Source organism: Paenibacillus sp. FSL R7-0333, assembly GCF_038000365.1.
GTDB lineage: Bacteria > Bacillota > Bacilli > Paenibacillales > Paenibacillaceae > Paenibacillus_AQ > Paenibacillus_AQ silagei.
In genome coordinates, this window is record NZ_JBBOBZ010000001.1 from 4,911,012 (window position 1) to 4,924,301 (window position 13,290).

At 54.1% G+C, this 13,290-nt stretch carries 12 protein-coding genes; 2 read left to right on the forward strand and 10 right to left on the reverse strand.

All coding sequences use genetic code 11. The features are described 5' to 3' along the window. Window positions 1-26: 26 nt before the first annotated feature. The 5 genes from MKY86_RS20905 to MKY86_RS20925 are packed head-to-tail and all read right to left on the reverse strand — an operon-like array spanning window position 27 to window position 4,959. Window positions 27-1,052, reverse strand: a complete 1,026-nt coding sequence (locus tag MKY86_RS20905) for a Gfo/Idh/MocA family protein (RefSeq protein ID WP_076081257.1) — start codon at window positions 1,050-1,052, stop codon at window positions 27-29. Further along, window positions 1,049-2,242, reverse strand: coding sequence for a radical SAM protein (locus MKY86_RS20910; RefSeq protein WP_076081259.1), 1,194 nt, complete (start codon window positions 2,240-2,242; stop codon window positions 1,049-1,051). Before MKY86_RS20910 ends, MKY86_RS20905 begins: the two co-directional genes overlap by 4 nt. Beyond that, a complete protein-coding gene (locus tag MKY86_RS20915) occupies window positions 2,242-3,363 on the reverse strand; it encodes a hypothetical protein (protein WP_076081261.1) in 1,122 nt (373 codons plus the stop codon). The genes MKY86_RS20910 and MKY86_RS20915 overlap by 1 nt, the downstream gene beginning before the upstream one ends. Window positions 3,364-3,379: 16 nt before the next feature. Continuing rightward, a complete protein-coding gene (locus tag MKY86_RS20920) occupies window positions 3,380-4,723 on the reverse strand; it encodes a hypothetical protein (RefSeq protein ID WP_076081263.1) in 1,344 nt (447 codons plus the stop codon). Further along, window positions 4,720-4,959, reverse strand: a complete 240-nt coding sequence (locus MKY86_RS20925; protein WP_036731643.1) for an acyl carrier protein — start codon at window positions 4,957-4,959, stop codon at window positions 4,720-4,722. The genes MKY86_RS20920 and MKY86_RS20925 overlap by 4 nt, the downstream gene beginning before the upstream one ends. Window positions 4,960-5,115: 156 nt before the next feature. Here MKY86_RS20925 and MKY86_RS20930 point away from each other — a divergent pair, with 156 nt between their 5' ends. Then, window positions 5,116-6,036 carry an AraC family transcriptional regulator gene (locus MKY86_RS20930; RefSeq protein ID WP_076081265.1) on the forward strand — a complete coding sequence of 307 codons (921 nt, stop codon included), beginning with the start codon at window positions 5,116-5,118 and terminating at the stop codon, window positions 6,034-6,036. Continuing rightward, window positions 6,014-7,000, forward strand: coding sequence for a hypothetical protein (locus MKY86_RS20935; protein ID WP_076081267.1), 987 nt, complete (start codon window positions 6,014-6,016; stop codon window positions 6,998-7,000). The genes MKY86_RS20930 and MKY86_RS20935 overlap by 23 nt, the downstream gene beginning before the upstream one ends. Before the next feature lie 81 nt (window positions 7,001-7,081). On the opposite strand, the gene MKY86_RS20940 is transcribed toward MKY86_RS20935, so the two are convergent. The 5 genes from MKY86_RS20940 to MKY86_RS20960 form a co-directional block, all read right to left on the reverse strand. Next, entirely contained in the window at window positions 7,082-7,729 is a 648-nt protein-coding gene (locus tag MKY86_RS20940) for a FusB/FusC family EF-G-binding protein (protein ID WP_076081269.1), read from the reverse strand. A 311-nt stretch (window positions 7,730-8,040) separates the two neighbouring features. Continuing rightward, on the reverse strand, window positions 8,041-9,312 hold the full coding sequence (locus MKY86_RS20945) for a glycoside hydrolase family 30 protein (protein WP_340827855.1): 1,272 nt from the start codon (window positions 9,310-9,312) through the stop codon (window positions 8,041-8,043). A gap of 105 nt (window positions 9,313-9,417) precedes the next feature. Next, window positions 9,418-11,421, reverse strand: a complete 2,004-nt coding sequence (locus tag MKY86_RS20950; protein ID WP_076081271.1) for a beta-galactosidase — start codon at window positions 11,419-11,421, stop codon at window positions 9,418-9,420. A gap of 94 nt (window positions 11,422-11,515) precedes the next feature. Continuing rightward, window positions 11,516-12,340, reverse strand: coding sequence for a carbohydrate ABC transporter permease (locus MKY86_RS20955; RefSeq protein ID WP_036731633.1), 825 nt, complete (start codon window positions 12,338-12,340; stop codon window positions 11,516-11,518). 12 nt (window positions 12,341-12,352) lie between these two features. Then, entirely contained in the window at window positions 12,353-13,243 is an 891-nt protein-coding gene (locus MKY86_RS20960) for a carbohydrate ABC transporter permease (protein WP_076081273.1), read from the reverse strand. Window positions 13,244-13,290 lie beyond the last annotated feature (47 nt).

Consider the following 13,290-nt stretch of genomic DNA (forward strand, 5'->3'; position numbering starts at 1 on the left):
ATGGTCTCACTCTGCTAGCACAATCGCTATAGTGGAAGCACCTCAGAGACCCGGCGCCGCTGTGCCTCAGCCATGATCCGGGCTTGCAGCTGCACCCGTTCCCAGGTAGCACTCAGGCCCTCGGCCTGCTGCCCGCTCATGATCGCTGCAAAAGCCTCCAGCTGGCCCACATAATAGTTCAGCGGTTCGAATTCGCATAGGGTGGTACGGTTGTCCGGCAGATCATGCCGGATTTTGAGCTTATAGAACCCCTTGATCGGCCGGAAGAAATCGGGGACCGTCAGCACGGTATGGTCGAAATACAGGATATGCGAGGCCCGGAATGGCAGCTCAAAGGAAGTGAGACACTCGGCCCTCAGCCCGTTCTTGTATTGCAACGCCGCCTGAAAGGTCCAATCGCAGCCATCCGGCCCGTCAAAGGCCGACTGCGCCAGGATCTCCTCCGGCTGTAGACCGGCAAGGGTCTGCACGAACTGCAACCAATAGCAGCCAAGATCGGCAAAAGCACCTCCGCCCTTCCCCCTGACACTCCGGTAATTGCCGGCATGCCTGTTCTTGGCAGGAACGGAGATTCGGGTGCTGATCCTGCGCAGCGCACCGAATTCGCCCGAATCGACGATGCCCTTCAGCGCCTGCTGCCAGGGGTGACAGGCAATCATCAGACCCTCGGCCAGCTTCGGGGCAGCAGGGTTACTCTTCGCCAGCCTTAACTGCTCCGCTTCTTCAGGACGCAGACAGATCGGCTTTTCCACCAAGACATGCTTGCCCGCGTTCAAAGCCCGGATCGCCCACTGCGCATGAAGCTCATTGCTGAGCGCAATGTACACCCCGTCCAGCTCATCTAGCTCCAGCAGCTCATCCAGACTGCCCGCCACATAGGGAATCCGATACGCTTCCGCCATAGCCTCCGCCTTCGCCAAGGTACGATTGGCAATCGCGGTGATCTTCACCTTGTCCACTATCCGAGCCGGCTCCAGCATCGCTGGAACAGCAATATTCGAGGCGCCCAGAATGCCAAGCTTATAGCTTGGCTCCTCTACCACACTGCTCATATCTGCGCCAGCGCAGCATAGGTGTTGAGGTACAGCACATTACATTTGGAGCAGGCCGGGGACAAGCCTTCGTCCATAATCCGCCGCAGCCGGTCATATCGCGCAGAATTCCATATGTCTGTCAGTGTCAGATCCTTCACATTGCCAATAGCCAGCTCGCCAAAAAATTTACACGCACTCACCATCCCGTTCGGGGCAATATCCACCCGGGTGCTGAGCGCAAGACATTTCGACGTGCTGCGGGATTTCATCGGCTTGCCAGCCACAAAATCCTCAATCTCATCAAAATCCAGCCCAGGCTGATAACGGATTCGGGTATTGTGCCAGGTGTTGCTGTTAATCCGCCGCAGGTCATCGGTCAGTCTGGTGATATTCTCCGGCTTGATATGGTATTTGAACGCATGCCAGCTGCTCCGGTGATCCGGCGGAAGCTCGGCCAGCCACTGGAAGTGTTCATCGTAGAAGCGGTCCATCGCAAAACTGGTCTCCTCAGAGATATACCATGGGAAGCAAAGCAGGACCAGATCCACACCCTTTTGTTCAAAAAACTCCACCAGCTCGTACAATCTGCCGATCATATTATCATTTATGACGTTATGCACGGAGATCCGTCCGCGGAAGCGGCCCTGCTCGCGCAGCTCCAGCAAACGGTCAACGGCGTCGATGACCTTCTGGAACGAATTCTTGCCGCGCAGGAAATCATGCTCCTCCTGGAACCCCTCGATCGGGATCAGCAGCTCCAGATTGTCCGAGATTGCACACAGCTCCTCTTCAAACTTCGGAATCATATAGGCATTGGTGCAGATGGTCGTGTCCCGGGGATGCTCCTTCAACAGCTCCAGAATCTCCTTAGCCTGCCGGTGAAACAGCGGCTCCCCTCCCCATAAATACAGGCGGGACTGCGCTTCATCCGTCTCCTCCAGCAGCCTCTGGATCATTCCCAGATCCATATCCAGATTCTGCTCAGCGGTATCCATATCATGATGGTAGCCGGATTCATTCCACTGATAGCAATGCTTGCAGCGCAGATTGCAGCGGTTGGTCAGCTTGAGGGACATAATCTCCGGCATTACGGTCCGGAAGCCCGGATCAAGCTTGCGCTCTCTATGCGGAACCACGACATTTCGAATCGTACGCTTCAAAGCTTCGAAGGACTTGGCGTCCAGGCTCACTCTACTGGTAGGTTGCATTAGCTTCTCCCTCCTGCTGTGGATAATTGTTCGGCATAGCTTGCCGCATAGTCAGGGTATTGACCTCTAGCGGCTCTGAGATTATTCGCCAGCTTGCGAAGTACATCATCATCATATCCTGACGCGGCCCACTCCCCGTAAGTGATACCGTAACCAAGCCCGACCCACAGATCACTGTTGATCTTCTCATGCGGGCCGAAGGGGTCGAGCAGCACCAGCGGTGTACCCGAAGCCAGGGAATCTATCAAAGCGCCGCCGCCCGGCTTGCTGATGACTGCAGACGCCTGCCGGATGACTCCGTACATCCCCTCCCCGTAGCTCTGGCAGGGCGGGAAACGCTCCGTCCGGTTACCCGTTACCTCTGCAAACGGCGGGAAGGTATATTGCCCGCTGCCGTCCTTCGTCCAGGTGCGCCACTGCGAATCATTCATATAATAGCGTCTGCCATGGATAGCCCCGCCAATCTCCTGAATGCTGTAAGCGGCAATATCCAGCTCGTACCCCGCCGACTCCAGCGCGTCGAATTTCTCGCGGAAGGTTCCAATTCCCCAGCCGCCCCCATGAACGACCAGCCGCCCGTTCCTCTCCGCAGCAGGCAGTGTCTCCTCAGATCCGGCATCGATGCTGCACAGAATCTCCTGCTTCCCGGGATCATACAGACTTACTTCATGGTAGCCTTCCGCGTAACCCGGATTCAGTTTGCGAAGATTCTTCCACGATGGCGACAGGTCGGCGTCGATATACAGCAGGTCAGCATACACGCTCATTCCCGCCATCTCACGGTACCGGTCCATGACATGCACCCAGTGCCCGGACAAGACGATGAAGTGCTGCCGCTCCTCCTGCTTCCATTGCTGCAGCAAATGTTCAACGGCTGCTGGGTCAAGGCTGCTTCTTATATCGGACGGTATTTTCTGTGAGGTCAGGGCGACAGCAAAGCTCTGCTGGTATGCCCTGCGGCTGTTGTCTGTCTGCTCCTTTTTGTGGTCAGGCATTAAGGCCTCAAACACCTCAACCTCTGCCTGAAGGCCCATCGCTGTGAACTTCCGTTCCAGCAGCAGACCAGGGACATAGAAGCCCAGGCCAAAGCCTGAGCATAGAATCGTCACGCTGTTATTCATTGGAGGGTTCCTTTCTTTATCGCAGGATAGTATAGCCTGTGCGCATGAGAGACTCGTCCAGCGTACGGATGAGGCTCTGCTTACTGTCTTCACTCCGGTAAGTCAAGGCCGCATACAGCTTGCCCTTCGTGGAACCGGCAGTATGGGCGGGGTCCAGCGGCTGGAGCGCGCTTGAAGTCAAGGGCATCACACCTTCACCTGCCCCCAGCGAGAATAAAATCCCCGTCTCCTCCATCCGCTCCAGCAGCTCCTCATAATGAACCTTGCCCATAGCCGCCAGCGGTACCTGTATCAGGCATGTGTGCATGTCCTCCTGCTTAAACCGGCGGTCCACATAATGCTTGATCAGACTCATCGACTTGCGGGCATTGATCTCTACCAGAGGCGCCAAGCTTCCGTCACGCAGCAGCATGGAATCAACACACACCTCACCGTAATATCCGTCAGCATGCAGCTCCCGGCCTATGCTGTGCATGGTCTCCCAGTAGCCTTCCTTGTCCAGCTTGTCCAGCAGAGACGGCTGCGGGGAGCGGGATTCTCCGAAGGCGAAGCCCTGGTTCACCAGCTGCTGGGCAGACAAAAGGGTGACCCGGCCTTCCGGATCAATCTGAAACTGGCAGGAGAAGTCTGTCTCCCGGTCCAGCAGCGGCTCGAGGACAAACCTGATTCTTTTCCCCTGATTGCGGCTCGATTCCAGATGCCCGGCCATCCGGCGCAGCATACGCTCTGAATCCACCAGCTGGTTCCCTTTACCGGATACCCCATACTCATCCTTGATCAGGAAAGCCCCCTTCTCCAGCAGTGCTTGTCCCGATTGCAGCAGCTCCTCCAGACTGTCGACCACTAACGCAATATTCGGCAGCCCCAGCCGGTCCCGCATCGCTGTAGAATAGCTCTTGGTATTCACCGCCCGTACAATCTCTTCATCAGGCAACGTAGGCAAAAGCTTGTACCGGCTAACCGCCTCCTGTGTCCCGGGAAGCACGGCGAAGGGCTCCAGCAGCGCTCCTTCCGGTATTAAGCGGTCCGGTTCCTGCCCGGCGTCCATCCGGCCCAGCAGTTCAAATATATTCAGCGCCGCCTGTGCGGGAACAGACTCCACTGTCTCCAGGCGGAGCGCATCCATATTGGTGTTGAAAGCATAACCGAGCGATTGCAGATAGTCATATTGTGCCCGGTTCATCCCCTGGCGGGTTAAGAGCACATCGCCGCTCCCGCAAAAGACAAACAGCATTTCATCCATCGCCTGCACGATAGCCAGCGCCTTCGCATCGGGAATGGCCGGCAAGGAGGCCAGATCCTCCTCCCGCCAGTACCGCTCCGACTCCAGGCTGCCGCAGTGCACAGCATTCCTCATCATACGGCAAGCCCGGCGACATAAGCGGAGAACCGGTCCACTGATTTCAGATGCTCCAGATCAAAGGTGTCGAAATCTACCTCTATATTGAATTCATCCTCGACTCTCAGAATAAAATTAATGATCTGCAGGGAGTCAAGTGCGGCGTCCAGGGTCAGGTCAGAAGCTCCGCTGAGCGTCTGAAGCAAACCTGGTTCCTCCTTGATTTCGGCAATAATCTCAATGACTTTCTGCTGCATGTGTCTACCCCTTTCAGGTTGCGGAATTGGAATGAATAGCATGAATATACCAAATTTTAAGTTGTTAATATATGGTTGAATGCGCCAAAATATTGAGATATACTAGGGTGGATTCCAGTCATCCAACATAAGGAAGCAGGAAACGGAGGTTTGTTTATGGAAGCTTTTCCGGTATTTACGGGGGATTATTTATTCGACTCTTCTTCACCCGTACAAATGCTCCTGACTCAAAATACGGTCACTTCCGTACGTCATCAGCACGATTTCGTAGAGCTGGCATACGTGGTTCAAGGGACAGGCATTCATCTGGCAGGTGAGGATAAAATGCAGGTGGTGCAGGGGGATGTTCTAGTGATTCCGCCGGGGATATCCCATGTCTTTCATCCGCAGGATCTGAGCGGTACCGAGCCGCTGCTGATCCTGAATTGTATGCTCAGGCCCGGGCTTGACAGTGTGCTCAGAGAGCTGCCGGGTACCTTATCCGAAGAGGCCCTCTTGCCGCTGCTTAAGCTTCTGGAGGTGCGGCAATGGTTCGGATACAGGGAGAAGAATAAGGAAATCCTCTTCCTGCTCGGGCGGCTGCAGGGGATGCTGAACTCTGGCCCGCTTATGGATGAGCAGCGGCTATACCCGCCGCTGCTGGAGCTGGCCAAGCTGATTATGCCCGCAGCAGACACTCCCTTCGCCGAACGCCCGGGACCGCAGTATGACCCGCTGCATGATGTCCTCCTATATATGATCAGTAACTATAGTGAGCGGATCACGCTGAATGAGATGAGCCGCCAGCTTGCGGTGAGCTCCCGCCAGTTCCAGCGGCTGCTTAAGAATAAGACCGGCAGGTCCTACATCCAGATCTTCCAGGAGATCCGGATGAAATACAGCTGTATCCTGCTCCTGTTCACGAAGCTTGGCGTCCAGTCCGTGGCCCTTGAGGTCGGCATTTACGACATGAAATACTTCTACCGGCTCTTCCGCGAATTCAGCGGCATGACTCCCGCTTCTTATCGCGACCGGCTGCACAGCCACTTCTGCTCGGCGAAGGAGATGATGAGCAGTGTTGAACATTGCTCCTGTTAAAAGTACCCACTACCCTAAGCTGCGCAGCTGTATTGATGATTGCATCCAGTCTGTAGCACAGTGGCAGGGACTGGACAGCAAAGGCATGTACGGCGATGCCTGGCAGATGTTCCTGGATGAGCCGCAAGCCCCGGACCAGCCTTTGATTGAGCGAATACGGCTGCCCCGGATCAATACCGGCTATCTGTCCGCGTATCATGGCCTTACCTTCAGTTATATAGAACGGACTGAACCGGCAATGGATAGAAGCTACATGCTTGACCTGCTGGAGAATCAGCTGTCCTCAGGCATGCCGGTTCTGGTTGGCTTTGATTCCTATGACTGTCCCTGGTGTGTAGCCTACCGCAGGCTGCATACGAGCCATGCCTGTCTTGCCGTGGGCCTGGACAGGGAGAAGAGTCTGATTTATCTAACGGATGCTTACTATGGCAAGGATCTTGAAGCGATAGATTTCAGCATCCTTGAAGGGGCCTGTCATTTCTATGCTTTATTCGGGCGGTGCGAAGTCTCCCGTTCCTGCTCAGATTGGCAGACGATCCTTCAAGAGGTGCTTACCAGCCCTGCCCAACAGATTCGGCCGGATCAAGTGGGCGTCCAGCTCAGGGCGTATGCCCAGGCCTATCTGGAAATAGGGATACGGCCTGATAACTCACCCGAAGCCAGTTCGGCCTTCAAAATCTATGCCAACGCCTTGCCGATCAGCCGAATCCGGTTCAGCCAATTCCTGCAGCTGCTGGAGCGCGAAGGTCCGGCGCCTGCTCTCTCCCGGGCGGCTGAAGGCTACCGTCAAGCAGGCGAGCAGTGGGATCTGATCAATCAGTTCATGATTAAGGGGATGTGCTCGGGTAACAAGCCCGCCGCGCGGGTGAAGCTTCACAGGAATATGTGTGAGATCATCCGCCTGGAAGAACAGCTTCTGGAGGAACTGGTAGATCTGGCTATGACTACGCAGCCTAGCAGATAGCTCCTCTACCATACAAAACAAATAGAGCAGCGGCCCCCAACCGGGAACCGCTGCTCTGCTCTTTTTAATCTAACTATACTGCTACTTGCGCACCGAGAGGACGAACCGCTCCAGCGCGCTTATATCCGTAATGCTCTGATTGCAGCCCTGATTATCCAAACATACGTACTGGCCCACGGAAGCAAAATTATCTGCCGCCGCAAACTCCGGCTTGGTCTTGACGGTCAGGAAGGCAAGCTCCTGCTGCCGGTTGCAGAACAGGCAGTAGCCCTTCTTATGCATCGGCAGCATCCGGCCTTCCACCCCAATGAACTCCCCCTCATGCGGATAGACGATGAACAGCTTGTTCGTGGCGATGTCCGCCCAGGCCAGATACGTGACATAACGGAAATCAAAGGACTGCAGGTCAGGCAGCTTCATCTTTTTATTTTTGGGAAACAGCTTCTGAATCTGCTTCAGTGTAATCGGCGGAAACGGCTCCAGATAAGGCTCCAGCCCACTGGTATACTGCTGGAAGTCCTCGGCCTTCTCGAAGGTGGAGATGGCCCGCAGCATCTGCTCCTGATCGGCGGTCAGTGAGGCGAAAGCCCCCGTCACGTTGAGCTCGGCGCTGTATCTTACGGTCTCCAGTACACGGCGGTCCGCTACCGAACGCAGTGTTTTCAGCACAAAATCCGCTTGTTTCTTAATATAATTATATTGATGGTTTCTAATAAATGTTGGTTTCACAGCTCTTCAGCCCCTTATTATGATTGATTAAAGCAATAAGGTGCAGAGCCTGCGATTAGAAACGATAATATCTGTTTGGGCGATCAAGATTGTCCTGCCGCACCCCACGCAAAGTATCGCCCCGGATCAGGCTCTGCATGAGGACTCCCTAGCTAATGAGCAATTCGTTGCCATCCGTGTAACCCCCTATCAACTAACCTGCCAAAATTATAGCAGGAAATTACGGTCGGAACAATTCCAATTGTTATAGGTGTGCACAGCAGATGCCCTGGGATGACGGCGGATGGTGGAGCCGGTTTTTACTGTTTATTTTATAGCAGGAGTGTATGAAAAGATTCCGCATCCAGCTCCAGCTTGTAATGCGTGCCGTCATTCGAGAGGGTAACCGTCCGCGATTCCTTGAACGGATTGGCAATGACGAGGACCCGTCTGCCCTCCGGCGTCTCGAAGGCGACTGCATTGCCGGTCCATTTGCCCTTGAGTCCGATTCGGCTGGAGCCGGGACCCACGAAATGGGCGAAATGCTTCATGACATAGAACTCAGGATTGTACACTGCCTTGACGCCTCCAGGGTCTACAGTAATCATGGAGTTCTGTTCCCATCCCCACGTACTGCGCCCCTTAGGCAGCAACACCATATTCCAGTAGATATACGCGTTCACGCCGTTAGTGAAATAATGCTGATACAGATTAAATACATATTTGGCATAAAACCAGGTGTTCTCCCCGTCCCCGCATTCGTTCTCCGTCTGCATATAACGCAGTTCAGGATAGGCCTGTACCGTACGCTGGATGCCGTATTTGCCTGCCCACTGGTAGCCGACTCCCTTCACATACTTGTAAGCTTCAGGATCACTTAATACCGTATGGGCATAGGCATCGAAGCTGCTGTCCTTCTTCTTCATCCACTCGTCCCAAGGCTCCGGTGCGTTGATCGTGCCCAGCCAGATCTCCGTAGCAAGTCCATGCTGTTCAAAAGCCGGCCCCAGATAATCCCGGATGAATTCCAGCAGTTGCCCGCCGGTCCATACGCAGGAAGGGAATTTCTGATCGGCTACCACTTCGTTCTGTACATGTACCTGATGAATGGTAATTCCCTCTTCAGCATAAGCCTGGACGAACTTCACAAAGTAGAGCGCATAGGCCTCCAGAATATCCTTCTCCCAGCGCAAGGTGCCGTAATTGTAGACGCGCGGGAATTTCATCCACGTTGGCGGACTCCAGGGGGAGGCGAATAATTTCAGCTCCGGGTTCAGCTTGAGAGCCTCGCGGATATAGGGGATCAGATACTTGCGGTCCCGCTCGATGGAGAAATGCTCCATGGCGTAATCGCCGTCGGTCTCATTCAGGCTGTACCATTCCAGGGCATAGTCGCTGGCCCCGATCGGCAGGCGGCAAATACTGAATCGCTGATCCCCTTCCGGGTGAAAGAGCGAATGCAGCACAGCGCTTCTGTCTTCGTCCGCGAGGAGATTCAGCGCCTCGAACCCCAGCTCATTGAAGCATCCGCCGAACCCTTCGATATTCTGATGCAATTGTCCGGTGAACGCCAGATCCACTGCTTCGGCAGTGGTGGCTTCCAGGGGATGGGATACCCAAGGCTCATTTTCTGTACTCGATATCCATACTTGTCCTGTCACGTCCACGCTTATGCCTCCTAATGCTGTAGATGTTCTCCAGTGCTATGTTTATTTAATAATCATTACGCCCCAAGCATCAAGGGTAAGTTCCTCATCCTGTGCCACCGGATTGCCGGACAGCAGTTCCGTTCCGGCTTCGTACGGATATTGGAAGCTGAGCGGCTGGGCTGAATAGTTATAGTAGTAGCGGATGGTGCTTCCCTGGCGGTTCACACCGGACTTCACGATGAGCGGGAACGACAGCTGCTGGTCCGCTCCCCATAATCCGGCCGTTTGGAGCGTATCGCGCAGGATCTCCGCAAGTGCGGCAGGTCCGGTCATACAACCGATGTAGGTGGCTGTTCCTTCGCCGAAGGTATTTCGGGTGACGGCTGCATATTCGCCCCACTGGGGATGATCGTAGCTGGCCAGCACCTCCGCTGAACCGGGAACAATCATCTCCATCCAGGTGCGGACGGTGTGAACGCCTGCTGCGGCTCCCTCAGGGAACAGCTTGCCGGTAAGTCCCGTAACCGCATTCGGTGTGGCAAAATGACTGTAAGCAATCCCGCAGGCCTCATGTATGATCCCAGGCTGTGCCGTATGACGAACCTTCACCTGTTCATCGGTGAACCCGCTCTTGAAGGAATAGACCACATGGCCGCCGCTGTGAACGTAGTCATTTAATTGCTGAAGCGCCTCATCCGAGACAGCGTATAAAGCAGGAACCACAACCAGCTCATACTCACTGAGGCGCGGGCTGCCCGGCTGGATGAAATCGCAGGCGATGTTCATTTTATAGAGCTCATCGTACATCCAGCGGACCACATCATTATAGATCAATCCTCCCGGCAGCTTGAACCATTCGATCGCCGACAGCGCTTCATTGCTGACCATAACGGCCACCTTACTGGTCTTCTTCAGTCCGATCAGCTGGTCGCTTAACCGCTTGAAGTCCGCGCCGATAGTCATAGCTTCCTTATACACCGGGTTAGGCAGGAAGTCATGGCTGAGAAGCCCCTTCCAGTAGGTCTCAAAGGAGTTATGAATCGAATGCCAATGCCAGTAAGCGACCATCGAAGCCCCTGAGCCCAGATGGCTGAATGCCAGCTGCCGCAGCTGGCCGGGATACGGCGTCCACTCTGGGAACGCCTGTGCCTGCGTCTCCAGCACGAAGTAATTATCCTGCTTCAGCGAGCGGATCAGATCTCCCCCGAAGGCAATCTCGGCACCGGTCAGCTGGTCCTGGGACGGATGATAAATATCTGTACCGGCAATGTCAAAAGGCTGCGAAGCCGCAAAGTGGTCTACCGAAGGCTGAACACCGAAGGAATAGCCCCGCCACTCGAAATCGAAATTATGTGTGGTGAACTGCCCCGGCTGCTTATACTCATTCACAATTCCGACCTGCCACGCCAGGAACTCATTTACCAGCCCACGCTGGAATCGGGCGAATTCCGTACCCAGGCTGCCGTTGATTGTCCCTGTCATGGACGGGAAGTCCTCCCAGCTGTCGATCCGGTTACTCCAATAATCCAGACCGAACTGGTGGTTGATGGCTTCGAGCGTTCCGTAGGTTTCCCTCATGTACTTGACGAAGCTAAGCTGGACGTTCGGTCCGGCCGTCTCATAATGCTTGGTCTCATTATCGATCTGGTAGCCGATCACCGCCGGATGCTTATGTACCACAGCCATCAGCTTGCGGATGATCCGCTCCGCGTAGAACAGATACGCCGGACTGGTGATATCCATAATCTGTCTGGCTCCATATTTGCCTTCCCCGTTCACGGTGACCGCCAGCACCTCCGGGTGCTCCTTGACCATCCAGGCCGGAACCGCATAGGTAGGTGTTCCTACAATGACATGAATTCCGGCCTCATGCATCGCATCCAGCACTCTACGTACAGAGGAGAAGTCGAATACCCCATTCTGCGGCTCATGTGTGCTCCAGGTCGATTCGGCAATCCGGACGGTATTAATGCCAGCATCCTTCATCATTTGGATGTCCTGCGTAAGACGGTCATAAGGCATGTATTCATCATAATAAGCAACGCCGTATAACAAGTGATCCATTATAATCCTCCTAAGAGTTTTGATAGCTACGCATTCTGAATGTCTTCGCAAAACTGGCTTCGGAAGCATACGCTAAGAATTTTGATAGCTTAGTTTAGCCTTTTACCGCGCCCGCTGTCACGCCCTTGGTAATCTGTTCGTTGAAGATGGCGTAGATGACAATGGCAGGGATCGAGGTCAGCACCATAACCGCAAATTGAGAGCCGTAGTCTGAGGAATACTGGCCGGCGAAGTTCATAACCGAGAACGGCAGCGTCTTCAGCGCATCCTTACTCAGGAAGGTTGATGCCATAATGAATTCATTCCAGCAGTTCAGGAATGTGGTGACGATGACCGTAACCAGTGCAGGCGCGGTAAGCGGTGCAATGATCTGGAAGACAATCCGGTAAATATTCGCGCCGTCTACCACAGCGGACTCTTCCATTGCTCTAGGAATGCTGCGCATGAAGCCGGTCAGGATGAAGGTTCCCAGCGGTACAGACACTGCGGTGTATGGCAGGATCAGCCCGAGATAGGAATTCGTCAAGCCCAGCGCCTTGAAGATGGCAAAGTTAGGCAACAGGGTCGCATGAATCGGAATCATAATCCCCAGCAGGATAATGGTGAAGAAGACTGAGCGCAGCTTCCACTGCATCCGGGTAAAGGCATAGCCGAGCGTAAGGGACAGAATCACCGTTAACAGAATGGTTACGGAGGTAACGAAGGCGCTGTTAATGAAGTAGCGCAGGAATTTGCCGTCCACCCAGGCATTGATATAGTTCTGCCACTGGGGGTCACTCGGCCATTTCAGGACGCTGGAGGAGTAGAATTCATTGCTGCTGAGGAATGAGAAATCTACCAGCCAGATGAGCGGGAACAGCTGAACCAGGGCGACGATCAGGAAGAACACCCATAGTATGGTTTTTGTGCTTTTTGTCATGGTGATTCCTCCTTAGAATTCCGTCGCATCACTGCGGGTCAGTTTGTTACTGAGATAGGTGGCAAGCAGGCAGACAATAATGAACAGAATCGAGATGGCGTTGGCATAACCGTATTGGCTTGCCGAGAACGCCTTGTTATAGAGATACACGGCCAGGAATTGGGTGGAATCACCGGGACCGCCGTTAGTGGTCAGGAACACGGTCTCCATCTGTTTCAAGGCGGTAATCATAGCCAAAGTAATCTGCACCGTAATAACCGGTGACAGCAGCGGAACGGTAATCCGCCAGTGCAATCGGAAGCCGGAGGCTCCGTCCAGTGAAGCGGCTTCATACATATCATCGGGAATACCTTTGAGTCCTGCATAATAGAACAGCAATCCCCAGCCGAAGCCGGCCCAGATCAGGATGAATAACATGGAGACGAGCGCAGTGCTGCTGTCCCCCAGCCAAGCGTGCTTAAGGAAGCCGAGTCCCAGGGAATCCAGCATTTTGTTGAAGGCGCCGAAGGTCGGGTCAAGCAGGGATAACCACATTTTTGAAATAACGACTACAGAAATGACACATGGGATGAAGAAAATCGTTCTGAACCACTTCTCTGCCTTACCGCCCAGGCGGTCCAGCATAATGGCAAAAAAGATGGCAATCGGATGTTGGATCAGGATAAAGCCCAAACCGAGCAGTACGGCATTTCTAAGTGCCAGCCAGAACCGTGAATCGTGAAACAGCAGCTCTGTATAGTTGGCGAATCCGATGAATGCCGAGGGCGTTCCCGGAGACAGGGTGTCTCTGAACGAGTAATACGCGCTGAGGATTATCGGCACGAGAAAGGTCAGGGCGAACAGGAGAATCCCCGGAAAGACGAACAGAAAGATTGCCATTTTGTTGTTAAATACTTTTTGCATGGAACTCCAACTCCATCCTTAAGATTAGAGAGGGGCAAGAATGCTTC

Coding starts and splice junctions, on each gene's coding strand:
- MKY86_RS20955 (WP_036731633.1), bottom strand. CDS start 12,340: ATGACAAAAAGCACAAAAACCATACTATGGGTGTTCTTCCTGATCGTC.
- MKY86_RS20960 (WP_076081273.1), bottom strand. CDS start 13,243: ATGCAAAAAGTATTTAACAACAAAATGGCAATCTTTCTGTTCGTCTTT.
- MKY86_RS20920 (WP_076081263.1), bottom strand. CDS start 4,723: ATGATGAGGAATGCTGTGCACTGCGGCAGCCTGGAGTCGGAGCGGTAC.
- MKY86_RS20905 (WP_076081257.1), bottom strand. CDS start 1,052: ATGAGCAGTGTGGTAGAGGAGCCAAGCTATAAGCTTGGCATTCTGGGC.
- MKY86_RS20910 (WP_076081259.1), bottom strand. CDS start 2,242: ATGCAACCTACCAGTAGAGTGAGCCTGGACGCCAAGTCCTTCGAAGCT.
- MKY86_RS20925 (WP_036731643.1), bottom strand. CDS start 4,959: ATGCAGCAGAAAGTCATTGAGATTATTGCCGAAATCAAGGAGGAACCA.
- MKY86_RS20930 (WP_076081265.1), top strand. CDS start 5,116: ATGGAAGCTTTTCCGGTATTTACGGGGGATTATTTATTCGACTCTTCT.
- MKY86_RS20950 (WP_076081271.1), bottom strand. CDS start 11,421: ATGGATCACTTGTTATACGGCGTTGCTTATTATGATGAATACATGCCT.
- MKY86_RS20915 (WP_076081261.1), bottom strand. CDS start 3,363: ATGAATAACAGCGTGACGATTCTATGCTCAGGCTTTGGCCTGGGCTTC.